Below are 24,138 nucleotides of genomic sequence, written 5' to 3'. Positions count from 1 at the left end.
GCCGGAACCGGACCAGTACGGAGGTAGGCGCGTGTCGGGACCGCTCATCGTCCAGAGTGACAAGACGCTGCTGCTCGAAGTCGATCACGAGCAGGCCGAGGCGTGCCGGCGGGCCATCGCTCCGTTTGCCGAGCTGGAGCGGGCGCCCGAGCACATCCACACCTACCGGGTGACCCCGCTCGGGCTGTGGAACGCCCGTGCCGCCGGGCACGACGCCGAGCAGGTCGTCGACGCGCTCGTCACCCACTCGCGTTACCCGGTGCCGCAGGCGTTGCTCGTCGATGTGGCCGAAACCATGGCCCGCTACGGGCGGCTCTCCCTCGTCAAGCACCCCGTGCACGGGCTCGTCCTCCAGAGCACCGACCGGCCGGTGCTGGAGGAGGTGCTGCGCTCCAAGCGGATCAAGCCGCTCGTCGGGGCCCGGATCGACGCCGACCAGGTCGCCGTGCACCCCTCCGAGCGCGGCCAGATCAAGCAGGCGCTGCTGCGGCTCGGCTGGCCGGCCGAGGACCTGGCCGGGTACGTGGACGGTGAGGCGCACCCGATCGAGCTGGACGAGGACGGCTGGGCGCTGCGCCCGTACCAGCGGCAGGCGGTCGAGGGGTTCTGGCACGGCGGGTCCGGGGTGGTCGTGCTGCCCTGCGGCGCCGGGAAGACGCTGGTGGGGGCGGGCGCGATGGCGACTGCCAAGTCCACGACGCTGATCCTGGTGACGAACACCGTCTCGGCCCGGCAGTGGAAGGCCGAGCTGGTGCGCCGCACCTCGCTGACCGAGGACGAGATCGGCGAGTACAGCGGCACCCGCAAGGAGATCCGCCCGGTCACCATCGCCACGTACCAGGTGCTGACGGTGAAGCGGAAGGGCGTCTACCCGCATCTGGAGCTGTTCGACTCCCGGGACTGGGGCCTGGTCGTCTACGACGAGGTGCATCTGCTGCCGGCGCCGGTGTTCAAGTTCACCGCCGACCTCCAGGCCCGGCGGCGGCTGGGGCTGACGGCGACGCTGGTGCGCGAGGACGGCCGCGAGTCGGATGTCTTCTCGCTCATCGGCCCCAAGCGTTTCGACGCCCCGTGGAAGGAGATCGAGGCGCAGGGCTACATCGCCCCGGCCGACTGCGTGGAGGTACGGGTCGATCTGACCGAGTCGGAGCGGCTGGCGTACGCGATGGCGGAGGCGGAGGAGAAGTACCGGTTCTGCGCCACCACCGACTCCAAGCGGCGGGTGACCGAGGAGCTGGTGCGGCGGCACGCCGGGCAGCAGATCCTGGTGATCGGCCAGTACATCGACCAGCTGGACGAGCTGGGCGAGGCGCTGGGCGCCCCCGTCATCAAGGGCGACACCGGCAACACGCAGCGCGAGCGGCTGTTCGGAGCGTTCCGCGAGGGCGAGCTGAGCGTGCTCGTGGTGTCCAAGGTGGCGAACTTCTCCATCGACCTGCCGGAGGCGACGGTCGCCATCCAGGTGTCGGGGACGTTCGGCTCCCGGCAGGAGGAGGCGCAGCGGCTCGGCCGGGTGCTGCGGCCCAAGGCGGACGGGCACGAGGCCCGGTTCTACTCGGTGGTCGCCCGGGACACCGTCGACCAGGACTTCGCCGCCCACCGGCAGCGGTTCCTCGCCGAGCAGGGCTACGCCTACCGGATCATGGACGCGTCCGAGCTGCGGGAGACCCCGGACGGCGTCTGACGCCGGCGGCCTCCGGGTCGGTGCGGCCCAGGACGACCACCTCGAACGCCGCGCCCAGCCAGACCCGGCCGGCGCGCAGCGCGTTCCCCAGCCGGTGCCGGGGGTGCGGGAGGAGCCCGGTGGCGGAGGCTCCGTGAACGGTCGCGGTACTCATGCCTCCACCGTGCCTCGCGGGGTGTGCGCCGGGCATCGGTCTCCGGTCGGAAAGCCCGGTCCCCGGCCCTTAGGGAGAACCCCGAGCCGCGATAAGCGTTTGCGTTCCCGGCAGGGCGCGCCTAGGGTGCTGCGTCTGCCTCCCTCCCGGTCGGGAGTGGAGCCGGCCGCACGGTAACCGGCCGGCATCTTCCGTACCTCTCGCGGTTCCTTCCGCACGACTTCTCCCGGAGGCTTCGCCATGCCAGCGGACCGGACGGATCTTCCCGCGTCCTCCCCCTCGCCCCTGGACACCGAGCGGGCCCACCTGGCCGCCTCCCGTGCCGCGCTGCGCACCATGCGCGCCGAGGCGGAGGGCCTGGACATCAGCGATGTCACCGCGAACTGGGTCAACGCCGAGGTGCTCGCCTCCGAGCTGGCCCTGCGCATCAAGTCCCTGGCCGACCTGGCGGACACCCCGCTGTTCTTCGGCCGGGTCGACTACGAGCACGACCTGGGCGAGCAGGGCGACGAGACCGGCCGCCGGTTCTACATCGGCCGCCGGCACGTCCACGACGCGCACGGCGACCCGATGGTCATCGACTGGCGCGCCCCCGCCTCCCAGCCGTTCTACCGCGCGTCCAAGACCGACCCGCAGGACGTCGGGCTGCGCCGCCGCTTCGGGTACGACGGCGGCGAGCTGACCGCGTACGAGGACGAGCACCTGACCGACCCGGAGGAAGCGGAGCGCTCCTCGGCCCTCCTCCAGCGCGAGATCGAGAAGCCCCGCGTGGGTCCGATGCGCGACATCGTGGCCACCATCCAGCCCGAGCAGGACGAGATCGTGCGCGCCGGGCTGTCCGGCTCGGTGTGCGTGCAGGGCGCGCCGGGCACCGGGAAGACAGCGGTGGGCCTGCACCGGGTGGCGTATCTGCTGTACGCCTACCGCGAGCGGCTGGCCCGCAGCGGCACCCTGGTGATCGGGCCGAACCGCTCCTTCCTGCGCTACATCGAGCAGGTGCTGCCGGCGCTGGGCGAGCTGGAGGTCAAGCAGGCGACGGTGGACGATCTGGTGTCGGCCGGTCTGGAGATCCGCGGCACGGACTCCCCGGCCACGGCCCGGCTCAAGGGCGACGCGCGGATGGCGGCGGTGCTGCGCCGGGCGGTGCGGGACGGGGTGCGGACGGTGCCGGCCGAGGGCGTGGTCGTGGTGCGCGGCTCGCGCCGCTGGCGGGTGCCGGCCCAGGAGATCACGGAGATCGTGACGGAACTGCTGGCGCGGGACATCCGGTACGGGGCGGCGCGGGAGGCGCTGCCGCAGCGGATCGCGCACGCGGTGCTGGTGCGGATGGAGGCGGCGGGCGAGGCGCCGGACGACCGGGTGCAGAACGCGGTGGCCCGCACCCCGGCCGTCAAGGCGGTGGTGAAGGAGCTGTGGCCGCAGGTCGATCCGGTGAAGCTGGTGCTGCGGCTGCTGTCGGACGCCGCGTTCCTGGCCCGGGTGGCGGACGGGGTGCTGGACGAGGACGAGCAGAAGCATCTGCTGTGGGAGCGCCCGGCGCGTTCGGTGAAGTCGGCACGCTGGTCGCCGGCCGACGCGGTGCTGATCGACGAGGCGCGGGATCTGATCGAGCGGACCGGGTCGCTGGGCCATGTGGTGCTGGACGAGGCGCAGGATCTGTCGCCGATGCAGTACCGGGCGGTGGGGCGCCGGTGCAGTACGGGTTCGGTGACGGTGCTGGGCGACATCGCGCAGGGCACCACGCCGTGGGCGACTTCGGGCTGGGCGGAGGCGCTGGCGCATCTGGGCAAGCCGGAGGCGGTGGTGGAGGAGCTGACGCAGGGGTTCCGGGTGCCGCGCAAGGTGATCGCGTACGCGTCGCGGCTGCTGCCGGCGATCGCGCCCGAGTTGTCGGAGGCGACCTCGATCCGGGATTCGGCGGGTTCGCTGGTGGTCCGGGAGGTGCCGGTGGCGGAGCTGGACGCGGCGGCGGTGGCGGCGTGCCGGGAGGCGCTGGCGCGGGAGGGTTCGGTGGGTCTGATCGCGGCCGACGCCCGGGTGCCGGTGCTGGGGGCGGCGCTGGCGGCGGCCGGGCTGGCGTATCTGACGCCGGGTGAGGAGACCTCCGCCGAGGCGCGGCTGACGCTGGTGCCGGCGTCGCTGGCGAAGGGTCTGGAGTACGACTACGTGGTGCTGGACGAGCCGGCGGCGGTGGTGGACGGCGAGCCGGACGAACGGACCGGGCTGCGCCGGCTGTACGTGGCGCTCACCCGTGCGGTGTCGGGGCTGACGATCACGCACGCGGCGCCGCTGCCGGACCGGCTGGCGGCCGGGTAGCGGGCGCTCGACGGCGGTCGGTGGCGCGGCGCGGCCGGTTGGCGGCCCGTTGGTGGCGGGGCCCCGGCCCGTTCCGGTGGGTGGCGGAACCCGCGGGCGCGGGGGCGCGTCCGAGGGGGGAGGCCACGGACGGGAGCGCCCATGGAAGGGCACGCGGGAGGTGCGGTGCGCCGGCGCGCGCTGCTGGCCAATCCGGTGACGGCGGTGCTGGCGGGGGTGATGGTGCTGGCGTGGCTGCCGGTGCTGGGGCGGGAGGGGAGTACCTCGATGGCCCCGGGGATGCTGCTGATCGCGCTGTCCCTGCCGTCCCTGATGCTGACCACCGGCCTGGGGCATCTGGTCTGGGCGGACGGGCTGCCCGGCTGGTACGTGGTGCCGTCGATCCTGGCCGCGCAGACGCTGAACGTGCTGTGGGCGGGCGCGCTGTTCGGCGCGGCCCGGAGGCGGATGGCGGGCCGGGAGCGGGTGGCGCGCGGGGCGCGGGCCGGGTCAGGGGAGGCCGCACAGCCGCAGGACGGCGGTGGTGCCGGCCGCCGCGACGACGACCGCGAGCAGCGGGGCCCGGCGGAGCGCGAGAGCTCCGCCGACCAGTACCCCGGCGGGGCGTGACCAGCCGGCCGCGCCCTGCCCCTCGGTGAGCGCGGCGGTGGCGACCAGGGCGACGAGCAGCACGGTGGCGGCGTCGGCGAGCAGCGCGCGGGTGCGCTCTCCCGGGGCGAGCCGGCGGTGGAGGAGGGGTCCGGCGAGCCGGAAGGCGAGGGTGCCGGCGGCGAGGACGGCGATGGCGGTGAGCGGCAGCATCAGGCGTTCCTTCCGGCGCGGGGGCCGAGCAGGGTGAGGGGCAGCGCCGCCAGGGCGAGCAGGACCGGCAGTCCGGGCGGCAGCAGCGGGGTGGTGGCCACGGCGAGCGCCGCGCCGGCCGGGGCGGCGCGGCGGCGTGCGCGTCCGGGGGCGTCGCGGCTGGTGAGGGCGGGCAGGACGAGGGCGATCAGGATGGCGGGCAGGGCGGCGTCCAGGCCGAGGGCGTCGGTGTCGGCGACCCGGTCGCCGGCGACGGCGCCGAGGGCGACGCCGGCGTTCCAGGTGAGGAAGACGGCGATGTTGCCGGCCCAGAACGCGGCGCGGCGGCGGGCGGGGTCGCGGTGCGGGAGGACGAAGCCGACCGAGGCGTCGGTGAGGAGGTGCGCGCCGGCGAGCCGGCTCCACCAGCGCGAGCCGAAGGAGTCGGCGAGGGCGAAGCCGAACGGCAGCAGCCGGGCGTTGAGCACCAGCCCGGCCAGGACGGCGGCGACCGGGCCGCCGCCGGCGAAGACGACGCCGACGGTGGCGAACTGGGACGCCCCCGCGAACACGGTCAGGGACATGACGATCGGCACCCACAGCGGGAGGCCGCCGGAGACGGCGAGGGCGCCGAAGGAGGCGGCGATGAGGGTGTAGGCGAGGGAGACCAGCACGATGGCGCGGCGGGTCCCGCCGTCCAGTGTTCGCCATATCGAAGGCATGTCCATCAGAGTGAACGCACCGGGCGTCGTTCGTCAAGGCGAACGATTGGTAGTGTGGAGCGAACAGTCGCGAGCGCGTCAGCGAGACAGGGAGTCGTCAGTGGACCTCATCGGTACGATCGCGGCCTCCATCCGCCGCGAACGCACCCGCGCCGGCCTCTCCCTGACCGAGCTGGCCAAGCGGGCGGGCATCGCCAAATCCACCCTCTCCCAGCTGGAGAACGGCTCCGGCAACCCCAGCGTCGAGACCCTGTGGGCCCTGGGCGCGGCGCTCGGCGTCCCGTTCAGCCACCTCGTGGACCCGCCCCGCCCCACCACCCGCGTCATCCGGGCCGGTGAGGGCCCGGCCACCCACGCCGAACACGCCGACTACACCGCCGTCGTCCTCGCCACCTGCCCGCCCGGCGCCCGCCGCGACATCTACCGGATCGTCTTCCAGCCCGGCGAACCCCGGCTCTCCGCCCCGCACCTGCCCGGCACCGTCGAACACGCCGTCCTGGCCACCGGCCACGCCCTCATCGGCCCGGCCGACGCCCCGGTGGAACTGCGCCCCGGCGACTACCTCTCCTACCCCGGCGACGCCCCGCACAGCTTCCGCGCGCTGGTCCCGGACACCTCGGCGGTGATGGTGATGGAGCACATCTGACGCCGGGGGAGAGTGGCGGGTGCGCGATCTACAGTCCGCGGTAGACGTCGCGGCGGTTGCCCACCTTGATGACGAGAACCACCAGTTCCCCGTCGTCGACGGTATAGGCCACGCGGTACGCACCAACCCGGAGCCGGTAGAGGTCCTCGTGGCCGCTCAGCTTCTTGATGTCCGCATCCTTGCGGTACGGGTCGTCCCCGAGCGCCGTGAGGGCGGCCAGGATGCGCATCGCCGTCGGCTGGTCGACGGCCCGCAGCTGGCGCTGCGCCGCCGTGGTGAAACGGAAGGCGTACTTCATGCGGCGGCTGTTCCCCCACCGTTCCGCTCAGCGAACAGGTCGGCCAGCAATTCGCTCATGCCGACCGTGTCGTCCCCCCGGTGGGCTTCCGCCTCCCGGGCCAGCAGTTCGTCCGCCGCGTCCTCCAGCGCCTGGTGCTCGTGGATGGGGACGAGCGCTGCAACGGGGACGCCGTTCCTGGTGATCACCGTGGCATCGCCGGCTTCCGCCCGGTGGATGAGCGTGGCGAACTGCGCCCGGGCTTCGCGGATGCTGAAGGAATCCGTCATGGGACCAGTGTACGCACGATTGTGTACACGTGGGTGGGGTCGACGTTCGAGAATGCTCCGCGGACGCCGCCCGCCCCGGCGGGCCGTCCGTCAGCCGTTCAGCAGGACCAGCGCGCCCACCGCGATCACGGCGACCGCGATGCCGCTCTGCTTGATCCGGGGGCCGCGGGCGTGGTCGCCGCGCAGCGTGCTGAGCAGCAGCAGAGCGCCGCCGGCCACCAGGCCCCAGGCGGCGATCAGTTCGAGTGTCGACATGCGGTGAGTGTAGACGGGCGCCCCGGTGGCCCTCCCCGAGCTCTTCGAGCAGAGGAGACCGCAGATCGCCGTCCTCGCCGGGGCGGGGATCAGCCCGCCACCGGTACGTCGTCCAGCGCGCGGCGCCAGGAGTGGACCGCCGTCGCCGTCACCGGGGCGGACCAGGAGCCGCCGGTACGCGCCGCCGAGCCGATGTGGAAGGCGTCCACCCCGGCCGCGCGCAGGACCGGCAGCTGCGTGTGCCGCAGCCCGCCGCCCGCCATCAGCCGGGGCCCCGGCGGGCGGCCCGGCGCCGCCTCGCCGCGCAGGACCGGCAGTCCGTCCGCCACCCCGCCCGGCGCCCCGGCGGTCAGCACCGTGTCCAGGCCCGGCAGCCCCTGGAGCGCCCGGCGGGCCGCCGCCCGGTCGGCGCTGTGGTCCAGCGCCCGGTGGAACGTCCACGGCGCGCCGTCCAGCGCCTCCACCACCGTCCGTACCGCCGCCACATCCACCCGGCCCGCCGGGTCGAGGAAGCCCAGCACGAACTCCCGCGCCCCGGCCGCCCGCAGTTCCCTGGCCGCCGCGCACAGCCGCACCACCCCGTCCGTGCCGCCCGCGCCGAACCCGGCCGAGGCGCGCAGCATCACCCGGACCGGCAAGGTGGTGGCGGCCCGCACGGCGGCGACCGTGCGCGGGCCGGGGGTGAGACCGTCCTGGTCCATGCCCGTCACCAGTTCGAGGCGGTCGGCACCGCCCTGCTGGGCGGCAACGGCGTCCTGGGCGGTGAGGGCGATGACTTCGAGCAAGGGGCGCGGCATGGCTGAGCCCTTCCCCGGTTGCCGGGCGGGGATGCCGAAATGCCACCCGGGTGTTCGCGCGGGCGGCGCGCGTCCCGGGGCACAATGCCCGGATGAGTGGTGACGACGACAGCGCGCTGATCGCACGCTTCCCCGGCCCGCCCGCGCTCGCCCGCGAGCTGCTGGACCGCTGGCACGAGCCGCAGCGCCGGTACCACACCGCCGCCCATCTGCGGGCGGTGCTGGACCGGCTGGACGAGCTGGGGGCCGCCGAGTACGCCGCCGACCCGGTGGCCGTCGCGCTGGCGGCCTGGTTCCACGACGCCGTGTACGACCCCCGGGACCCGGACGGCAACGAGGAGGCCGCCGCCGAACTCGCCGAGGACCGGCTGCCGCCCGGCGGGCGCACCGCCGAGGTGGTGCGGCTGGTGCGGCTCACCACCACCCACGACCCGGCGCCCGGCGACACCGACGGCGCCGCGCTGTGCGACGCCGACCTCGGCGTCCTGGCCTCGCCGCCCGCCGCGTACGCCGTCTACGCCGCCGAGGTGCGCCAGGAGTACGGGTTCGTGCCGGACGCCGCCTTCCGCGCCGGGCGCGCCGGGGTGCTGGAGCGGCTGCTGGCGCTGCCCCGGCTGTTCCACACCCCGTACGGCGCCGCGCACTGGGAGGCCACCGCCCGCTACAACGTGACGGCGGAACTCTCGCTGCTCACCGGCTGACAGCCCGAAGCGATCACCCGGGAGCGGTGGGCCGACAGCCGGGACTGGGCGAACGCGAGCCCCAGCCCCATCAGGGCGATCAGCGCGCCCACCCAGGCGGTCCACACGTAGCCGAGGCCCGCGTTGATGACCAGGCCGCCGACCCAGGGGCCGAGCGTGTTGCCGGTGTTGAACGAGGAGGTGGCGCTGGCGCCCGCGAGGGTGGGGGCGCCCTCGGCCACATTGAAGATCCGGGCGTTGAGCGCCGGGGCGACCAGGAACGAGGCCAGGCCCAGCAGCCCGGACAGCAGCACCGCCGCCACCGCGAACTGCGCGGTCAGCGCCAGCGTCGCCAGCACGGCCGCCGCCCCGCCCAGGCCCGTGTAGAGCGTGCCGAACATGTGGGCGTCCGCCACCCGGCCGCCGATCATCGTCCCGGCCAGCGCGCCCGCCCCGTACAGCGCCAGTACGGCCGGCACCCAGGACTCGCTCAGCCCGGTGACGTCCGTCAGCAGCGGCGCCAGGTAGGAGAAGAGGCAGAAGGTGCCGGCGGCGAACGCCACGACCGTCGCCATGGCCAGCAGCACCGCGCCGTCCTTGAAGACCCGCAGCTCGTCGGCGAGCCGCAGCCGGGCGCCGTCCGCGCCGGTGCCGCCCTTCGCACCGCTGTCCCGGGGCACGAAGAGCACCACGCCGACCAGCGCGACGGCCGTCATCAGGGTCACCGCCCAGAACGAGGACCGCCAGCCCAGGTGCTGGCCGAGGAACGCCCCGCCCGGCACCCCGGCGATGTTGGCGATGGAAAGACCGCCGATCATCACCGCCATGGCGCGCGCCCGGGCGTGCACCGGCACCAGCGAGATCGCCACCGCCGCGCCCACGGCCCAGAACCCGGCGCAGGCCAGCGCGCTCACCACCCGGGAGGCGAACAGCAGCGCGTACCCGGAGGACAGCGCGCCCACCACATGGCCGATGCCGAACGCCGCGAGCAGCCCGATCAGCGTCACCCGGCGCGGCAGCCGTTGGGTGGCCACCGCCAGCACCGGCGCGCCGACCACCATGCCGATCGCGAACGCCGAGATCAGCAGCCCGGCGCTCGGGATGGAGACGTTCAGGTCGTCGGCGACCTCGGGCAGCAGCCCGGACAGCATGAACTCCGAGGTGCCGAGCGCGAACACGGCGACCCCGAGGACGATGACGGCGGTGGGCAGCCGGGTGGGGCCGGCCGCTTCCGGGCCGGCAGTGGCGGGGCCGGAGGCGGCGGGGCCGGCGGGCGGGGCGGATTCGGGGGATTCAGGCACGCGAGGGCCAACAGCCACCGCCGCCGCGCGCATTCCTGCGCCCACCGTGACGCGGGCCACTTCGCCGCGCGCCGCCGCCCTGCACACTGGGGCCATGGCACTGACCGTTGGATTCGACCTCGACATGACGCTCATCGACTCCCGCCCCGGCATCCGCGCCACCTACGAGGCGCTGGCGGCCGAGACGGGCGTCGCGATCGACGCCGCGCTCGCCGTCACCCGGCTCGGGCCGCCGCTGGAGGTCGAGCTGGCGCACTGGTTCCCCGCCGAGCACATCGGCGAGGCCGCCGACCGCTACCGCGCCATGTACGAGGAGTACGCCATCGGCCCCACCCCCGCCATGCCGGGCGCCGCCGAGGCCATCGCCGCCGTGCACGCGCACGGCGGCCGGGCCGTCGTCGTCACCGCGAAGTACGAGCCCAACGCCCTGCTCCACCTGGACGCCCTCGGGCTGCGGCCCGACGCCGTCATCGGCTCGCTGTGGGCCGAGCAGAAGGCCGTCGCGCTGCGCGAACACGCCGCGACCGTGTACGTGGGCGACCACGTCGGTGACGTACGGGGCGCGGCGGCGGCCGGGGCGCACGCGGTGGCCGTGGCCACCGGGCCCTGCGACGCCGCCGAACTGTCGGCGGCCGGGGCGGGCACCGTCCTGCCGGACCTCACCCACTTCCCCGGCTGGCTCCGCGATTACGGAGCCGCGGACGCCGACTGAGCGGCCCGGTCCCGGCGGCGCTGCTGGGCCACCGAGCGCAGCAGCCCGGCGCCGGCGATGGCGAACCCTACCCCCATCAGCATGGAGACCGCGTACGCCGCGGTGGGGAAGGGTTCCGTTCCGGCGAACAGGGGAATGAAGGTGATCAGGGTCGCTACCGCGCCCACGGCGAAAACCACGCCGCCGATCCGTACCAGCAGATCCCCACGATCGAGGGTGTTGTCATCGGTGCCGCTCACCCCTCCAGGGTGAAGTGTCCACCGGCCTTCTGGCAAGAAAAGCCATTCACCTTGATCGCAAAGGGTGCGAGCATGGACACGATGGCACGGCGCGGTGTCCGTCGGGGGACGTGCGCCGATGGCCTCTTGCCAGGGGCGCACGGGCGATTAGCCTTGGAGCAGCGGGTCCCCCGGGGCCCGCCGTATTGCTGTATCGCGCGGTATTGCTTCTGGTGATGTTCGTAGTGGACGAGTGCGAGGACGAGGACACGTGCCTACCGGCAAGGTGAAGTGGTTCAACAGCGAGAAGGGCTTCGGCTTCCTCTCCCGCGACGACGGCGCTGACGTCTTCGTCCATTCCTCCGCCCTGCCCAGTGGCGTCGACAGCCTCAAGCCCGGGCAGCGCGTCGAGTTCGGCGTGGTCGCGGGGCAGCGGGGTGACCAGGCGCTGTCCGTGGTCGTCCTGGACCCGGTGCCGTCGGTCGCCGCGCAGCAGCGCCGCAAGCCCGATGAGCTGGCCTCGATCGTGCAGGACCTGACGACCTTGCTGGAGAACGTCACCCAGCAGCTGGAGCGCGGCCGGTACCCCGACAAGGAGCACGGCCGCAAGATCGCCGGCATGCTGCGCGCGGTCGCCGATCAGCTCGACGTCTGAGCCCGGCCGGCGGCTTCCACCGGCAGCAGCAGTTCCTCCGCCACCGGCGGTACCAGCCCCTGCCCGGCCGCCCGGGTCAGCAGCTCCCGTACCGCCGCGTGGCCGGCCGTGCCGAGGTCGGCCGTGAAGTCGTTGACGTACAGCGCGATGTGCTGGTCCGCCACCGCCGGGTCCATCTCCTGGGCGTGCGCCAGGACGTACTCCCGGGAGGCGGCCGGATCCTGCCACGCCCGCCGCACCGAGGCGCGGATGGCGTCGGCGACGGCCGTCAGCCGCTCCGCGCCGAGGGAGCGCTTGCCGATGATGGCGCCGAGCGGGATCGGGTGCCCGGTGGTGGACTCCCAGAACTCGCCCAGGTCCGCCAGCTTGTGCAGCCCGTACCCCTGGTACGTGAACCGGGCCTCGTGGATGACCAGGCCCGCGTCCACCACCCCGTCCCGTACGGCCGGCATGATCTCGTGGAACGGCAGCACCCGGATCTCGCCGATGCCCGGCGCCGGGACGCTCGCCGCCGCCCACAGCCGGAACAGCAGATAGGCGGTGGAGCGCTCGCTGGGCACCGCCACCGTCCGGCCCGCCAGCGAGGTGCCGGGCTCGCGGGTGAGCACCAGCGGACCGCAGCCGCGGCCCAGCGCCCCGCCGCAGGACAGCAGCGCGTACTCCTCCAGCACCCACGGCAGGACCGCGTACGACACCTTCAGCAGCTCGCCCTCGCCGCGCTCGGCGAGGGCGTTGGTGATGTCGATGTCGGCGAAGTCCACCGTGACCGGCGGCGCGCCGGGCAGCAGCCCGTGCGACCAGGCGTGGAAGACGAAGGTGTCGTTCGGGCAGGGGGAGTGCCGCAGGGTCAGGGTGTCCGTCATGGTGCGGTGCTCCGTTCTCCCGGCCGGGCGGTCAGGACCGGTTCCATCCTGGCAAACGCCTCGGTGAGCGCCGCCAGCGCCTCCCCGATCCGCCAGGCGGCCCGGTCGCGCGGCCCGACCGCGTTGGAGACGGTACGGATCTCCAGCACCGGTACGCCCGCCCGCGCGGCGGCCTCGGCCACCCCGAAGCCCTCCATCGCCTCGGCGGCGGCGCCCGGGTGGCGGCGGGTCAGCTCGGCGGCGCGCCCGGCGGTGCCGGTCGCGGTGGAGACGGTGAGCACCGGGGCGCGCACCGCGCCCAGCGCGGCGGCGACGGCCGTGGACAGCGCCTCGTCCGGCGTGTGCGCGGCCACCCCGAAGCCCAGGGCGCCCAGGTCGGTGAAGCCGTCCGCCTCGCCCGGCGTCTGCGCGCCGAGGTCGGCGGCGACGATCCGGGAGGCCACCACGGTGTCGCCGGGCCCGGCGTGCGGGGCGAAGCCGCCGCCGATGCCGGCGGAGATCACCAGGTCGTACGGCCGGTGGGCGGCGTCCGCCAGCGCGAACGCCGTCGCGGCGGCGGCTGCGGCCGGGCCCGCCCCGGCGGCCAGCACGGTGCGGTGGTCACCGGCGGCACCCGCCGCCCGTACCACCGCGTCCCGCTCGGCCGCCACGGCGGTCACCACGAGGACGCGCGGATGCGGCACCGGCGGACTCAGTCCTCGTCGGCCGGGGACAGCTCGGCGTTCCACACGCCCTTGACGCTGTCGTACAGGGCGGTCTGCACCGCCTGCTGGCCCTCGGTCTGCGCGATCTCCGTCAGCTTGTCCAGGCTGAAGTCCTCGGTCACCTCGGCGACCGAGATCCGCAGCGTGCCGTCGCCGGACTGCTGCACCGCGTTCTGCGACAGCGACCACAGCAGGTCGCCGGAGAGCGTGCGGTAGGTGCTGGTGAAGCGCTGGTACTCCAGCGGGTTGTCGTTGACGAAGAGCAGCCAGCCGGAGTCGGCGACCTTCGGGTCCACGCCGATCCGGAACTCGTCGCCGGTCCGGTAGTCGAAGACCGGCACGTCGGTGGCCGCCGTCAGGCACTGCTCCGCCTGCTCCGCGCCCAGCGTCTCCCCGTGCCCGTAGCAGTCGCCGGCCGCCTCGGGGGAGGTGGTCGAGCTGCCGAGCGTGAAGTGCGCGTTGGGCGTGGGCTTCTCACAGGCCGACAGGACGACGAGGCCCAGCGACACGGCGCCGACGGTGGCAGCGGTACGAATGGCCCGTCGGCCCCGGCTCGTGGAGATCGCAGTCATGCGGGCAGATTACCGGGCAGCCCCGGTCACCTGACGCGCGGGTGCGGGGAGCCGCGCCGGGCGGTGGACAGCAGGCTGCCCATCGTGGGGATCATCCCGGCCACCACGACGGCCGCCGCGACGGCCATCCCCAGGGTGCCGTTCAGCGGCAGCGCCATCGCGATGGCCCCGCCGAACACCCAGGCCATCTGGACCACCGTCTCGGAACGGGCGAATGTGGAGGTACGCACTACTTCCGGGACATCGCGCTGAATGATCGCGTCCAGCGACAGTTTGCCCATCGCCTGGCAGATTCCTGCCACCGCGCTGACCGCCGTCACCGTCGCCGCCCCGTACGCCACCACCGCCGCCACCGAGGAGGCCAGCGCCAGCACCATCATCATCACCAGGATCGCCTCGGGCGCCCGGTCCCGCAGCCAGGAGCCCAGCAGATTGCCCAGCGCGTTGCCCGCCCCGGCCGCCAGCCCCACCATGGCCAGCGAGAACGCGGGGGAGAGCCCCGACAGCCCGTGCTCGCGCAGCAGGAACGCCAGGAAGAACAGCAGAAACCCGGTGAGCACCCGCAGCGAGGAGTTCGCGATCAGCGCCTTCAGCACCGGGGTGTCCATCCCCACCGCCATCAGCTTGCGGCCCCGGCTCTGCTCCTTCGTGCGCTCCGCCCGCTCCGCGCGGGAGCGCGCCAGCTCCTCGATGTGGACGGTCCGCTCGCCGCGCGCCAGATCCACCTTGTGCGGCAGCCGGAACGACATCACCGCGCCCGCCACCGTGATCACGAACGCCGCGTACAGCGGATAGCGCTCGCCCAGCGCGTTCAGCCCGAGCCCCAGCGGCGCCGCCGCCCCCGCCGAGATCAGCCCGGTGAGCGTGATCCGGGCGTTCGCCTTCACCAGCGAGATCTGGTCCGGCAAGAGGCGCGGCACCACCGCGGCCCGCACGATGTTGTACGCCTTGGACGCCACCATCACGCCCAGCGCCGCCGGATACAGCTCCAGACTCGCCCCGGACGCGATGGCGCCCGCGATCACCAGCGCCAGGCACCCCCGGGCCAGCAGCGCCGCCGCCATCGCCGCGCGCCGCCCGTGCGGCACCCGGTCGAGCAGCGGGCCGATCACCGGCGCCAGCAGCACGAACGGCGCCATGGTGACCGCCAGGTACAGCGCCACCCGTCCCCGGGCCTCGCCGGTGGGGACGGAGAAGAAAATGGTGGAGGCCAGGGCCATCGTGATGAGCATGTCGCCGGCCGAGTGCACGGCGTGCAGTTCGATGAGCTTGCCGAGCCCCGACTCGCCCGCCCCCTGCGCGTGCGTGGCCCGCCGCACCCGGCGCGCCAGGGCCGCCGGCGGGCGGCGCAGGGCACGGGCCGTCGCCCGGCCCGCGCGCGCGACACGACCGGAGCCGGATCCGGTCGCGCTCTTGGCATCCGAGGTGCTGGCACCCACCACGATCAGCAGCCTACGGCCTGAGCGTCCCCGTGCACCCCGGCTCGCGGCCCACGCGCCCCGGGTGTAACCCGTGCGGTAGCGTGGTCAGACGGTGCGCCTAGTCTCGAACAGTACGACGTCGCAGCGGCCGGCCATTCGTTCCGGGCCCGCTCCGTCAGCTCCGTCCGCCTTCAGGCGCCCGCACCGATCAACGGCGTAGGAGGGTCGATTCTTGTGAGTGCCGGGATGCGAAGCCGTACCCCCGACCGGCTGTGCGCGGAGGCCGTGGAACTGGCCCGCGACGCGGCGGTGGAAGCGGCCCGTCCGCAGCCGATCGGAGCCTATCTGGGGGCGGTGGCCGAAGGCGACCGCCTGGTCACCCATCTCTTCGAGAGCCAGGACCCCGGCTACCGGGGCTGGCGCTGGTCGGTGACGGTGGCCCGCGCGTCGCGGGCGAAGAACGTCACGGTGGACGAGGTCGCCCTCACCCCGGGACCGTCCTCGCTGCTCGCGCCCGACTGGGTGCCGTGGAGCGAGCGGCTGCGGCCGGGCGACCTCGGCCCCGGCGACCTGCTGCCGTCCGAGCCCGACGACCCGCGCCTGGAGCCCGGCTACGTCCCGGACGCCGTGGAGGAGGAGGCGACCGGTCCGGTCACCGCCCCGGCGGAGGCCGGGGAGCCGGCCGCCGACGAGGCGGGCCCGGAGGCCGCGGCCGTGACCGGCGCGGACGCCGCCGGCGCCGTACCGGACCGGGCCACCATCGCCGCGGTGGCCGGCGAACTGGGCCTGACCCGCCCCCGGGTGCTGTCCCGGCTCGGCCTGAGCGAGGCCGCCGAACGCTGGGAGGAGCAGTACGGGCCGCGCACCCCCATGGCCCAGTCCGCGCCCGCCTCCTGCGTCACCTGCGGCTTCCTGGTGCCGGTCGCGGGCTCGCTGCGCCGCTCCTTCGGCGTGTGCGGCAACGAGTTCTCCCCGGCGGACGGCCATGTGGTGGCCCTGGACTACGGCTGCGGCGCCCACTCGGAGGCGGCCCGGGTCCCCACCCCGCCGCCCCCGCCGCAGCCGGTGATCGACCACGTGAGCCCCGACCCGCTGTAACCCCGCGGACCGGCGGCTCAGCCGGCGGCGGGCCCGTCCGCCGCCGGCCACCCCTCCGGAGCCGGCTCCTCGGCCGCCGCCAGATCGCGCTTCCCACGCAGCACGCACAGCTCGTTCCCCTCCGGGTCGGCCAGCACCCGCCACCCCGTACCGTCCGGGTTCCGCAGATCGGCGACCTCGGTGGCGCCCAGGCCGTGTCTTTTGGATCTTCGTGGATCAGGCCGCGTCGTCGGATGCGGTGCATCGCAAGGCGGAGGATCTCGCTCGTACCGGGTTGTACTCGCGAGATGCGACAACGCAGCGAGGTGCCGTAGCTGGCGGCGCGGCCCCGCGAAGATCCGAAAGACACGGCCTAGCGCCAGCAGCCGCTCCGTCTCCTCCTCCCGGGAGGTCTCCGGGCGCAGACACAGATGCAGCCGGTTCTTGACGGTCTTGGGCTCCGGCACCTGGTTGAAGTGCAGGATGGGACCCTCCGGCAGCAGCACCCGCACCTCCGGATCGCCCGGCCGGTCCTCCGGGTGCAGCGGATGCCCGGTGACCTCGCTCCAGAAGCGCGCCAGCCCGTACGCGTCGGCGCAGTCGACCGCGATGTTCACGATGTGGGATGTCATGCCGCCCATCCTCGGCCGGGCACGGGCCGGTGACCACGGGTTTACCCGCGGCCTCCCGGACTGCGCCCCGGCGTGTCGGCGGTGCCCGGTACTGTCACCCCCGTGACCAACCACGAGGACCCGTTCGAGACCGAGCGGCTGCGGCGCGCCGTACTGAGCGCCTGGAGTACGTCCCCGGCGCGGTTCCGGGAGGACGCCAACGCCGAGGAGGACCTGGCCCGGGGCGGCTACCGCGACCGGGTGGTGGTCGAGCTCGCGCAGAACGCGGCCGACGCCGCCGCCCGCTCCGGCGGCCCCGGCCGGCTGCGGCTCGCCCTGCGGGACGGCGTACTGGTGGCCGCCAACACCGGCGACCCGCTGGACGCCGCCGGCGTTGCCTCGCTGTCCACGCTGCGCGCCTCCGCCAAGCGGGACAGCGCCGCGCCCGCCACCGTGGGCCGGTTCGGCGTCGGCTTCGCCGCCGTGCTGGCGGTGAGCGACGCCCCCGCCATCGTGAGCACCGCCGGCGGGGTGCGCTGGTCCCTCGCCGACGCCACCGCGCTCGCCGGGGAGATTGCCGCCGACCACCCGGAGCTGACCGCGGAACTGGAACAGCGGGCCGGCGGCCGGCACGCCGTACCGCTGCTGCGGCTGCCCTTCCCGCTGCCCGCCGGCGACCCGCCGGCGGGGCTGCCCGAGGGGTACGACACCGCCGTGGTGCTGCCGCTGCGCGACGCCGCCGCCGAGGACCTGGTCACCCGGCTGCTCGACGCCGTGGACGACACGCTGCTGCTGGCGCTGCCCGCCCTCACCGAGGTGACGGTCGAGACGCCCGGCGGCACCCGTACCCTCACCCACCGCCGGTTCGGCCCGTACACCCAGATCACCGAGGAGCCCGGGCCGGCCGGCTCCGCCGTGCGCTCCACCCGCTGGCGGGTGGCCACCGCCGAGGGCGAGGCCGCCCCCGAACTGCTCGCCGACCGGCCGCTGGAGGAACGGCACCGGCCGCGCTGGGCGGTCACCTGGGCCGTGCCGGTGGACGCCGAGGGCGCCCCCGTACCGCCGGCCAGCCCGCCCGTGCTGCACGCGCCGACCCCCACCGACGAGGCGCTGGGGCTGCCCGCGCTGCTCATCGCCACCTTCCCGCTCGAACCCACCCGCCGCCATGTCGCGCCCGGCCCGCTGACGGACCATCTGCTGCACCGCGCCGCCGACCTCTACGCCTCGCTGCTCGCCGACTGGCGCCCCGTCACCCCCGGCATCCTCGACCTGGTCCCCGGCCCGCTGGCCCGCGGCGAACTGGACGGGGCGCTGCGCGAACTGCTGCTGGAGCGGCTGCCGTCCACCGCGTTCCTGCCGACGGCCGCCGGCAAGGCCGAGGACGAGGACGCGCCGCAGGCGCTCCGCCCCGAGCAGGCCGAACTGCTGGAGCGGGCGGGCGCGGACACGGTCGCCGTCCTCGCCGAACTGTTCCCCACCCTGCTGCCGGCCGGCCTGGAGCGCCGCGCGGAGCTGCGCATCCTGGAGGTGAGCCGGGTCCCGCTGGGCGAGATGATCGACCGGCTGGCCGGCGTGGAGCGCCCGCCGTCGTGGTGGTGGCGGCTGTACGACTCGCTGTCCGGCGTCGACCCGGAGCTGCTGTCCGGGCTGCCGGTGCCGCTGGCGGACGGCCGCACCACGATGGGCCCGCGCCGCGTCCTGCTGCCGGTGCCGGGCACCGAGGCGGCCGGGCTCGGCCGCCTCGGGCTGCGCATCACCCACCCGGACGCCGCGCACCCGCTGCTGGAGAAGCTGGGCGCCAACCCGGCCACCCCGCGCGCCGTGCTGGCCACCCCGCAGGTGCGCGGTGCGGTCGCCGACTCCTTCGACCAGGAGGTGTGGTACGACGACGCGCTCAGCCCCGTCGAACTGGCCGACCTGGTCCTGTCCCTGGTGCGGGACGCCGAGCTGGCGCCCGGCGAGGAGCCGTGGCTGGCGGCGCTGGCGCTGCGCGACGAGCACGACGCCCCCGCCCCGGCGGGCGAGCTGGTGTACCCGGGCAGCGTGTTCGCGCAGCTGATCCGGCCGGGCGAGCTGGCCGCCTGCCACCCCGAGCTGGTCGCGCGCTGGGGCGAGCAGCCGCTGACGGCGGTCGGCGTCCAGGCGGACCTGGTGCTGGTCCGGGCCACCGACGTGGTGCTCGACCCGGACGAACTCGACCCGCGCGACACCGACTACCCCGAGCCGGACGACGCCGGGGTGCTGGACGCGATCGACGTGTGGTGCGAGGACGTCCTGGACGGGCTGCCGCCCACCGAGCTGCCGCCGGTCGCCCTGGAGCTGACCGGGGTGCGCGACCTGGAGCTGATCGACGAGGCGCGCTGGCCGCAGGCGCTGTCGCTGCTGGCGCGCCGGCCGTGGCGGCAGGCGCTGACCGCGCCCGTCCAGATCCGGATGCCGGACGGCACCGTCACCACGGCCCGCCCGTACACCGCCTGGTGGCTGCGCGGCGCCCCGGTGCTGGACGGCCGCCGCCCGGCGGGGCTGCGGGCGGCCGACGCCGATCCGCTGCTGGCCGGCCTCTACGAGGAGGCGCGGGTCGCGGACGTCGACGAGGAAGTGCTGCGCGCGCTGGGCGTGCGCACCACGGCGCGGGCGCTGCTCGCCGAGCCGGGCGGGGCCGCCGAGCTGCTGGCCCGGCTCGCCGACCCGGAGCGCGAGGTGACGGCCGACCGGCTGGTGCGGCTCTACGCCCTGCTGGCGGAGCTGGATCCGGACGAGGTGACGCTGCCGGACGCGCTGCGCGCGGTGGTGGACGGGATGCCCCGGGTGGTGCCCGCCGAGTCTGCGGCGGTCGCCGACGCGCCCGATCTGCTGCCGCTGGCGGCGGGGCGCGCGCTGCTGCCGGTCCCGCCGGACGGGGCGGCGGCGCTGGCGGCCGTGCTGGACGTGCCCGTGTTGAGCGCGGTGCTGACCGCCGGCGTACCGGAGGGCGGCACCGAGCGGGAGGTGCCGGACGTGGCGCGATCACTGCTGGGGCCCGGGACACCGCGCACCTATGTGGAACACAATGAACTGGTGATCGACGGCACGGACGTGACGTGGCGCTGCCCGGCGGAGGACGGGGACGGGGCGGACGCCCGGGTCCACGCCGCCACGGTCGAGGGCCTGGCGGCGGGGCTCGCCTGGGCCACCGGCCAGTGGCAGCGCCGCTTCGAGCTCGCGGCCCTGCTGGAGGATCCGTCCCGTTCCGAGGAATTGGCGACCGCGAGGTGGTTCGACTGATGCGCCGCAGGATGTCCCGTACCCCCCTGACCGTGCTGGCCGCGTCCACGGCCGCGCTGCTGACGCTGGGCGCCTGCTCGTCGGCGACCGCGACCGAGGACCGCGGGGCGGCGCCGCCGGATGCCGCGGCCGGGACGGAGGCCGCCTCCGGCACGGCCGAGTTCTGGACGCCGGAGCCGGGCACCGACTGGCAGTGGCAGCTGATCGGCACCGTGGACACCTCGGTGGACGTCCCGGTGTACGACATCGACGGGTTCGACAACTCCGCAGCGGTCGTCTCCGGGCTGCACGAGCAGGGCCGCAAGGTGATCTGCTACATCAGTGTCGGCTCCTTCGAGGACTGGCGCCCGGACGCCGGGGACTTCCCCGAGGAGGTGCTGGGCGCGCCGCTGGACGAGTGGGAGGGCGAGCAGTGGCTGGACATCCGCGCCCTGGACGTCCTGGAGCCGCTGATGGCGGCCCGCTTCGACATGTGCGCGGAGAAGGGCTTCGACGCGATCGAGCCGGACAACATGGACGCCTACATCAATGACTCCGGCTTCCCGCTGACCAAGGACGACCAGCTGGCCTACAACCGGATGATCGCGGACCTGGCGCACGAGCGGGGCCTGTCGGTCGGCCTGAAGAACGGCGTGGACCAGGTCACCGAGCTGGTGGATCTCTTCGACTTCGCGGTCAACGAGGAGTGCGCGTACTACAACGAGTGCCACAAGGTCGCCCCGTTCATCGAGGCGGGCAAGGCGGTCTTCCACGTCGAGTACGAGCTGACGACGGACGAGTTCTGCCCGGTGACGCAGCCGCTGAACTTCAGCTCGATGCTGAAGAACTGGGACCTGGACGCCTGGCGCGAAACCTGCTGAGCGGCGCGCTCGCCGCCCCGCCCGAAGGCCCCGCCGGGCCCGCCCCGGCGGGGGCCTCGCTCAGGCCGTCTGCCAGCCCTTGAGTTCCGTGGCGACCTGGGCCGCCGTGCAGCGGGGGTCGAGGAGCAGGTCGCGGAGCGCCGTCACGTGGTCCTGGGTGGGTTTGACGGAAATCCCGGAAGCCTCCAGGTACATGACGCCGCTCGCGAGTGCGACCGTGAGGTTGGACCGCTCCAGCCACCGGCAGCGGCCGAGGGTGTGCACCAGGGCGGCGGCACGCTGGTACGGGCCCCCGTACACCGGGGTCTCCAGCAACTCGGCCTGCTGGCGGGCGCACGCGGCCACCGGAACCCCGAGATCGTCGGGGGCCGGGTCGCCGGCGCCCGCCAGCTGGGCGACCTGGAGGATCCAGGAGACGTCGATGTGCACGCTCACGCGGCCCGGTTCTCCTTCGCGGACGCCGCCTGCGCGTCCTCCGCCGCGTCGAGCAGTTCCCCGAACTCCCCGATGAACCGGTCGGCGGCCGTCATGGCCCGCTGCCGCATGCCGTGCACGTCCTCCAGGACGAGCTGGGCCAGGTAGTCACCCAGGGAGAGGTTCCGGTCGGCGGCCCGCTTGCGGGCCAGGTCGGCGACGTCGGCGTCGACGCGCGCCCCGAGCTGTTCTTTCGCCATGCCCGCGATGGTAACAGCTGTTACCAGCGCGCCGCCCGGTACGCGACGGGCCCCCGCCGGTGCGCTGCCGGCGGGGGCCCGTGGGGTGGGGCGGGGTCAGGCCGTCTGTCCGGCCTTCTCCCGGTCCTGCTCCTGCTGCTGCTCCGTCACCGACTTGGGCAGGTCGGGGACCTTCTTCGGGGCGATCCTCGCCGCGATCTCCATGATGACGCCCGCCGCCACCGCCATGCCGATGGCCGTGAGCGGCATCTGCGTGCCGACCAGCTGGAGTTCGAAGAAGTCCTGGGTGAACGGGATACTGATCGCCAGCACGAAGCCGGTGAACATCGTCGCGATCAGGCCGACCCGCCACCAGGACAGTGGGCGGGCGATGATCGTCAGGACCCACAGGGCGATCAGGAACAGCGTCAGGGTCGCCGCCGTCGTCTCCGCCTCGCGGGTGGCGTCCGTCGCGCCGTAGTGCGCCCGGGCCAGCAGGTACGTGCCGAAGGTGGCCGCGCCCGCCAGGATGCCGAACGGGATGGCCAGTCTCAGCACTCTGCGGACGAAGTACGGCCGCGCGCGCTCCTTGTTGGGGGCGAGCGCCAGGAAGAACGCCGGGGTGCCGATCGTCAGCGCCGACAGCAGCGTGGAGTGGCGCGGCAGGAACGGGTACGGCACCTGGGTGGCGATCACCGCGAAGGCCAGGAACACCGAGTAGACGGTCTTGGTGAGGAAGAGGTTGGCGACCCGCTCGATGTTGCCGATCACCCGGCGGCCCTCGGCCACCACGTCCGGCAGCGTCGCGAAGCTGTTGTTGAGCAGCACGATCTGCGCCACCGCCCGGGTGGCCTCCGAGCCCGAGCCCATCGAGACACCGATGTCCGCGTCCTTCAGGGCCAGGACGTCGTTGACGCCGTCGCCCGTCATCGCCACGTTGTGGCCCTTGGACTGGAGCGCGCCGACCATCTCCCGCTTCTGCTGCGGGGAGACCCGGCCGAAGACCGCGCCGTCCTCGACGGCCTCGGCCATCCGCTGCTGGTCCTGCGGCAGTTCGCGGGCGTCCACCGGGGACTCCGCACCGCGCAGGCCCAGCTTGCCGGCCACCGCGCCCACCGACACCGCGTTGTCGCCGGAGATGACCTTGGCGTCCACGCCCTGCTCGGCGAAGTACCGCAGGGTGTCGGGCGCCTCGGGGCGCAGCCGCTGTTCCAGGATGACCAGGGCGGCCGGGGTCAGTGCCTCCGGCGCCGCCGAGGCCCGTACGTCCTCCAGCGGGCCGTCGGCGCGGGCGAGCAGCAGCACGCGCAGGCCCTGGGTGTTCAGCTCGTCGACCGCGCCCAGCTGGGTGTGGCCCGGGGGCAACAGCACGTCGGGGGCGCCCAGCAGCCAGGTGCGGCGGGTGCCGTCCGGTTCGGTCAGCTCCGCGCCGCTGTACTTGCGGGCGGAGGAGAACGGCAGGGTCTCGCCGTGCCGCCAGCCCTCGGCGCCGTCCGCCGGGTAGGCGTCGATGATGGCGGCCAGGCTGGCGTTGGGCCGTGGATCGCTGGCGCCGAGCGCGGCGAGGACCTGCCGGACGTACGGTTCGCCGGACCCGCTGTCCAGGACGCGCAGGTCGGTGACGTCCATGCCGCCCTCGGTGAGGGTGCCGGTCTTGTCCAGGCAGACGACGTCCACCCGGGCCAGGCCCTCGATCGCGGGCAGCTCCTGCACCAGGCACTGCTTGCGGCCGAGCCGGATCACGCCGATCGCGAAGGCGACGGAGGTGATCAGCACCAGGCCCTCGGGGACCATGACGACGATGCCGGCGACGGTGCGGCGGATCGCCTCGAAGGTGTCGGCGCGCTGCACCAGCAGCTGGCTGAGGACAAGACCGATGGAGGCCGGGATCATCAGCGCGATGCAGAACTTGAGGATCTTGGCGATGCCGTTGCGCAGTTCGGAGTTGACCAGCGTGAAGCGGGACGCCTCCTCGGCGAGCTGCGCCGCGTACGCCTGCCGCCCGACCTTGGTGGCGGTGAAGGCGCCGCCGCCGGCCACCACGAAGCTGCCGGACATGACGGTGTCGCCCGGCTGCTTGACCACCGGGTCGGCCTCGCCGGTCAGCAGGGACTCGTCGATCTCCAGGCCGTCGGACTCGGTGACCACGCCGTCGACCACGACCTTGTCGCCGGGGCCCAGCTCGATGAGGTCGCCCAGCACGATGTCGCCGGTGGCGACCTCGTGGGACTGCCCGTCGCGCCGCACGGTGGGCCTGGACTCGCCGATGACGGCGAGGCTGTCGAGCGTCTTCTTGGCGCGCAGCTCCTGGATGATGCCGATCAGCGCGTTGAAGAGGACGACGAACCCGAACAGGCCGTCCTTGAGCGGGCCGACCACCAGGATGACGGCGAACAGCACGCCCATGATGGCGTTGAAGAGAGTGAAAACATTGCCGCGGATGATTTCGCCGACGGATCGTGACGCCCGTACCGGTACGTCGTTGACCTCGCCGCGCGCGACCCGCTCGGCGACCTCGGCGGCGGTGAGGCCGGTGTGCCGGCCCTCGCCCCCGATCGCGCCCCCCGGCTGCTCCTCCGCGATACGCGTGACGGGAGTACGGCCCCCGCCTGACCCTTGACTCATG

General features: G+C 74.3%; 25 protein-coding genes and 2 pseudogenes. 10 read left to right on the top strand and 17 right to left on the bottom strand.

Going from position 1 to position 24,138, the window contains the following annotated elements; genetic code table 11:
- Positions 1-31 precede the first annotated feature (31 nt).
- The 3 genes from BM385_RS00820 to BM385_RS26665 all read left to right on the top strand — a co-directional run bounded on the left by BM385_RS00820 (position 32) and on the right by BM385_RS26665 (position 4,763).
- Complete coding sequence (locus BM385_RS00820; protein ID WP_019431711.1) at positions 32-1,684, top strand: DNA repair helicase XPB; 1,653 nt, start codon at positions 32-34, stop codon at positions 1,682-1,684.
- A gap of 394 nt (positions 1,685-2,078) precedes the next feature.
- Positions 2,079-4,154 carry a HelD family protein gene (locus tag BM385_RS00810; protein WP_019431710.1) on the top strand — a complete coding sequence of 692 codons (2,076 nt, stop codon included), beginning with the start codon at positions 2,079-2,081 and terminating at the stop codon, positions 4,152-4,154.
- A 141-nt stretch (positions 4,155-4,295) separates the two neighbouring features.
- Positions 4,296-4,763 carry a hypothetical protein gene (locus BM385_RS26665; RefSeq protein ID WP_139275127.1) on the top strand — a complete coding sequence of 156 codons (468 nt, stop codon included), beginning with the start codon at positions 4,296-4,298 and terminating at the stop codon, positions 4,761-4,763.
- Here BM385_RS26665 and BM385_RS00805 read toward each other — a convergent pair.
- Positions 4,644-4,955, bottom strand: a complete 312-nt coding sequence (locus tag BM385_RS00805; protein ID WP_093841870.1) for an AzlD domain-containing protein — start codon at positions 4,953-4,955, stop codon at positions 4,644-4,646. The genes BM385_RS26665 and BM385_RS00805 overlap by 120 nt on opposite strands.
- Positions 4,955-5,656: an AzlC family ABC transporter permease gene (locus BM385_RS00800; protein ID WP_093842216.1), complete on the bottom strand. Its 702-nt coding sequence runs from the start codon at positions 5,654-5,656 to the stop codon at positions 4,955-4,957. Before BM385_RS00800 ends, BM385_RS00805 begins: the two co-directional genes overlap by 1 nt.
- A gap of 109 nt (positions 5,657-5,765) precedes the next feature.
- Between BM385_RS00800 and BM385_RS00795 the strand changes: the two genes are divergently transcribed.
- On the top strand, positions 5,766-6,302 hold the full coding sequence (locus BM385_RS00795) for a helix-turn-helix domain-containing protein (protein ID WP_246338364.1): 537 nt from the start codon (positions 5,766-5,768) through the stop codon (positions 6,300-6,302).
- A 28-nt stretch (positions 6,303-6,330) separates the two neighbouring features.
- On the opposite strand, the gene BM385_RS00790 is transcribed toward BM385_RS00795, so the two are convergent.
- The 4 genes from BM385_RS00790 to BM385_RS00780 form a co-directional block, all read right to left on the bottom strand.
- On the bottom strand, positions 6,331-6,600 hold the full coding sequence (locus tag BM385_RS00790; protein WP_093841868.1) for a type II toxin-antitoxin system RelE family toxin: 270 nt from the start codon (positions 6,598-6,600) through the stop codon (positions 6,331-6,333).
- The gene (locus tag BM385_RS00785; protein WP_019431705.1) at positions 6,597-6,869 is read right to left on the bottom strand and encodes a type II toxin-antitoxin system Phd/YefM family antitoxin; all 273 of its coding nucleotides are present in this window, start codon (positions 6,867-6,869) and stop codon (positions 6,597-6,599) included. The genes BM385_RS00790 and BM385_RS00785 overlap by 4 nt, the downstream gene beginning before the upstream one ends.
- Before the next feature lie 90 nt (positions 6,870-6,959).
- Complete coding sequence (locus BM385_RS26950) at positions 6,960-7,124, bottom strand: hypothetical protein (protein ID WP_175542888.1); 165 nt, start codon at positions 7,122-7,124, stop codon at positions 6,960-6,962.
- Positions 7,125-7,213: 89 nt separating this feature from the next.
- Positions 7,214-7,921 carry a copper homeostasis protein CutC gene (locus tag BM385_RS00780; RefSeq protein ID WP_019431703.1) on the bottom strand — a complete coding sequence of 236 codons (708 nt, stop codon included), beginning with the start codon at positions 7,919-7,921 and terminating at the stop codon, positions 7,214-7,216.
- A 92-nt stretch (positions 7,922-8,013) separates the two neighbouring features.
- Between BM385_RS00780 and BM385_RS00775 the strand changes: the two genes are divergently transcribed.
- On the top strand, positions 8,014-8,622 hold the full coding sequence (locus BM385_RS00775; RefSeq protein ID WP_247482581.1) for an HD domain-containing protein: 609 nt from the start codon (positions 8,014-8,016) through the stop codon (positions 8,620-8,622).
- Here the strand turns inward: BM385_RS00775 and BM385_RS00770 are convergent.
- Complete coding sequence (locus BM385_RS00770; protein ID WP_175542887.1) at positions 8,583-9,902, bottom strand: Cmx/CmrA family chloramphenicol efflux MFS transporter; 1,320 nt, start codon at positions 9,900-9,902, stop codon at positions 8,583-8,585. The two genes, BM385_RS00775 and BM385_RS00770, sit on opposite strands and share 40 nt — an antisense overlap.
- Positions 9,903-9,996: 94 nt before the next feature.
- Between BM385_RS00770 and BM385_RS00765 the strand changes: the two genes are divergently transcribed.
- The gene (locus BM385_RS00765; RefSeq protein ID WP_026047070.1) at positions 9,997-10,614 is read left to right on the top strand and encodes an HAD family hydrolase; all 618 of its coding nucleotides are present in this window, start codon (positions 9,997-9,999) and stop codon (positions 10,612-10,614) included.
- Here BM385_RS00765 and BM385_RS00760 read toward each other — a convergent pair.
- On the bottom strand, positions 10,590-10,853 hold the full coding sequence (locus BM385_RS00760; protein ID WP_019431699.1) for a hypothetical protein: 264 nt from the start codon (positions 10,851-10,853) through the stop codon (positions 10,590-10,592). The two genes, BM385_RS00765 and BM385_RS00760, sit on opposite strands and share 25 nt — an antisense overlap.
- A 250-nt stretch (positions 10,854-11,103) precedes the next feature.
- On the opposite strand from BM385_RS00760, the gene BM385_RS28115 reads away from it, so the two are divergent.
- The gene (locus tag BM385_RS28115; protein ID WP_019431698.1) at positions 11,104-11,487 is read left to right on the top strand and encodes a cold-shock protein; all 384 of its coding nucleotides are present in this window, start codon (positions 11,104-11,106) and stop codon (positions 11,485-11,487) included.
- Here BM385_RS28115 and BM385_RS00750 read toward each other — a convergent pair.
- Genes BM385_RS00750 through BM385_RS00735 form a run of 4 tightly spaced genes read right to left on the bottom strand, consistent with a single transcriptional unit; the run spans position 11,472 to position 15,065 of the window.
- Positions 11,472-12,350 (bottom strand): 1,4-dihydroxy-6-naphtoate synthase, encoded by an 879-nt coding sequence (locus tag BM385_RS00750; RefSeq protein WP_093841865.1) that lies wholly within the window; start codon positions 12,348-12,350, stop codon positions 11,472-11,474. The genes BM385_RS28115 and BM385_RS00750 overlap by 16 nt on opposite strands.
- On the bottom strand, positions 12,347-13,033 hold the full coding sequence (locus tag BM385_RS00745) for a futalosine hydrolase (protein ID WP_019431696.1): 687 nt from the start codon (positions 13,031-13,033) through the stop codon (positions 12,347-12,349). The genes BM385_RS00750 and BM385_RS00745 overlap by 4 nt, the downstream gene beginning before the upstream one ends.
- A gap of 8 nt (positions 13,034-13,041) precedes the next feature.
- Entirely contained in the window at positions 13,042-13,626 is a 585-nt protein-coding gene (locus BM385_RS00740) for a hypothetical protein (RefSeq protein WP_139275126.1), read from the bottom strand.
- 26 nt (positions 13,627-13,652) lie between these two features.
- On the bottom strand, positions 13,653-15,065 hold the full coding sequence (locus tag BM385_RS00735) for an MFS transporter (RefSeq protein WP_019431694.1): 1,413 nt from the start codon (positions 15,063-15,065) through the stop codon (positions 13,653-13,655).
- Positions 15,066-15,293: 228 nt separating this feature from the next.
- Here BM385_RS00735 and BM385_RS00730 point away from each other — a divergent pair, with 228 nt between their 5' ends.
- Positions 15,294-16,145 (top strand): DUF3027 domain-containing protein, encoded by an 852-nt coding sequence (locus BM385_RS00730; RefSeq protein WP_019431693.1) that lies wholly within the window; start codon positions 15,294-15,296, stop codon positions 16,143-16,145.
- A gap of 17 nt (positions 16,146-16,162) precedes the next feature.
- On the opposite strand, the pseudogene BM385_RS28110 reads toward BM385_RS00730, so the two are convergent.
- Positions 16,163-16,339 (bottom strand): annotated as a pseudogene (locus BM385_RS28110) (VOC family protein); the annotation flags it as partial.
- A 165-nt stretch (positions 16,340-16,504) separates the two neighbouring features.
- Positions 16,505-16,756, bottom strand: a pseudogene (locus BM385_RS00725) (VOC family protein); the annotation flags it as partial.
- 81 nt (positions 16,757-16,837) lie between these two features.
- Between BM385_RS00725 and BM385_RS00720 the strand changes: the two are divergent.
- The gene (locus BM385_RS00720) at positions 16,838-19,999 is read left to right on the top strand and encodes a sacsin N-terminal ATP-binding-like domain-containing protein (RefSeq protein WP_093842215.1); all 3,162 of its coding nucleotides are present in this window, start codon (positions 16,838-16,840) and stop codon (positions 19,997-19,999) included.
- Between the two features lie 11 nt (positions 20,000-20,010).
- Positions 20,011-20,859 carry an endo alpha-1,4 polygalactosaminidase gene (locus tag BM385_RS00715; protein ID WP_093841864.1) on the top strand — a complete coding sequence of 283 codons (849 nt, stop codon included), beginning with the start codon at positions 20,011-20,013 and terminating at the stop codon, positions 20,857-20,859.
- A gap of 60 nt (positions 20,860-20,919) precedes the next feature.
- Here BM385_RS00715 and BM385_RS00710 read toward each other — a convergent pair whose 3' ends face one another.
- The 3 genes from BM385_RS00710 to BM385_RS00700 all read right to left on the bottom strand — a co-directional run bounded on the left by BM385_RS00710 (position 20,920) and on the right by BM385_RS00700 (position 24,137).
- A complete protein-coding gene (locus BM385_RS00710) occupies positions 20,920-21,294 on the bottom strand; it encodes a fic family toxin-antitoxin system, toxin component (protein ID WP_093841863.1) in 375 nt (124 codons plus the stop codon).
- Positions 21,291-21,533 carry a hypothetical protein gene (locus BM385_RS00705; protein ID WP_093841862.1) on the bottom strand — a complete coding sequence of 81 codons (243 nt, stop codon included), beginning with the start codon at positions 21,531-21,533 and terminating at the stop codon, positions 21,291-21,293. Before BM385_RS00705 ends, BM385_RS00710 begins: the two co-directional genes overlap by 4 nt.
- A gap of 96 nt (positions 21,534-21,629) precedes the next feature.
- Positions 21,630-24,137 (bottom strand): HAD-IC family P-type ATPase, encoded by a 2,508-nt coding sequence (locus tag BM385_RS00700; RefSeq protein ID WP_093841861.1) that lies wholly within the window; start codon positions 24,135-24,137, stop codon positions 21,630-21,632.
- Between the last annotated feature and the right edge of the window lies 1 nt (position 24,138).

The organism is Streptomyces harbinensis, assembly GCF_900116145.1.
GTDB classification, from domain to species: Bacteria; Actinomycetota; Actinomycetes; order Streptomycetales; family Streptomycetaceae; genus Streptomyces; species Streptomyces carpaticus.
The sequence above is the reverse complement of the archived record's forward strand: the minus strand, read 5'-3'. Positions and strand labels throughout refer to the sequence as shown.

What these genes read in the sequence shown, in the direction of transcription:
- BM385_RS00705 (WP_093841862.1), bottom strand. Translation starts at nt 21,533, where the DNA reads ATGGCGAAAGAACAGCTCGGGGCGCGCGTCGACGCCGACGTCGCCGAC.
- BM385_RS00715 (WP_093841864.1), top strand. Translation starts at nt 20,011, where the DNA reads ATGTCCCGTACCCCCCTGACCGTGCTGGCCGCGTCCACGGCCGCGCTG.
- BM385_RS00780 (WP_019431703.1), bottom strand. Translation starts at nt 7,921, where the DNA reads ATGCCGCGCCCCTTGCTCGAAGTCATCGCCCTCACCGCCCAGGACGCC.
- BM385_RS00700 (WP_093841861.1), bottom strand. Translation starts at nt 24,137, where the DNA reads ATGAGTCAAGGGTCAGGCGGGGGCCGTACTCCCGTCACGCGTATCGCG.
- BM385_RS00810 (WP_019431710.1), top strand. Translation starts at nt 2,079, where the DNA reads ATGCCAGCGGACCGGACGGATCTTCCCGCGTCCTCCCCCTCGCCCCTG.
- BM385_RS00750 (WP_093841865.1), bottom strand. Translation starts at nt 12,350, where the DNA reads ATGACGGACACCCTGACCCTGCGGCACTCCCCCTGCCCGAACGACACC.
- BM385_RS00740 (WP_139275126.1), bottom strand. Translation starts at nt 13,626, where the DNA reads ATGACTGCGATCTCCACGAGCCGGGGCCGACGGGCCATTCGTACCGCT.
- BM385_RS26665 (WP_139275127.1), top strand. Translation starts at nt 4,296, where the DNA reads ATGGAAGGGCACGCGGGAGGTGCGGTGCGCCGGCGCGCGCTGCTGGCC.
- BM385_RS26950 (WP_175542888.1), bottom strand. Translation starts at nt 7,124, where the DNA reads ATGTCGACACTCGAACTGATCGCCGCCTGGGGCCTGGTGGCCGGCGGC.
- BM385_RS00730 (WP_019431693.1), top strand. Translation starts at nt 15,294, where the DNA reads ATGCGAAGCCGTACCCCCGACCGGCTGTGCGCGGAGGCCGTGGAACTG.
- BM385_RS00790 (WP_093841868.1), bottom strand. Translation starts at nt 6,600, where the DNA reads ATGAAGTACGCCTTCCGTTTCACCACGGCGGCGCAGCGCCAGCTGCGG.
- BM385_RS00785 (WP_019431705.1), bottom strand. Translation starts at nt 6,869, where the DNA reads ATGACGGATTCCTTCAGCATCCGCGAAGCCCGGGCGCAGTTCGCCACG.
- BM385_RS00800 (WP_093842216.1), bottom strand. Translation starts at nt 5,656, where the DNA reads ATGCCTTCGATATGGCGAACACTGGACGGCGGGACCCGCCGCGCCATC.
- BM385_RS00805 (WP_093841870.1), bottom strand. Translation starts at nt 4,955, where the DNA reads ATGCTGCCGCTCACCGCCATCGCCGTCCTCGCCGCCGGCACCCTCGCC.
- BM385_RS00775 (WP_247482581.1), top strand. Translation starts at nt 8,014, where the DNA reads ATGAGTGGTGACGACGACAGCGCGCTGATCGCACGCTTCCCCGGCCCG.
- BM385_RS00765 (WP_026047070.1), top strand. Translation starts at nt 9,997, where the DNA reads ATGGCACTGACCGTTGGATTCGACCTCGACATGACGCTCATCGACTCC.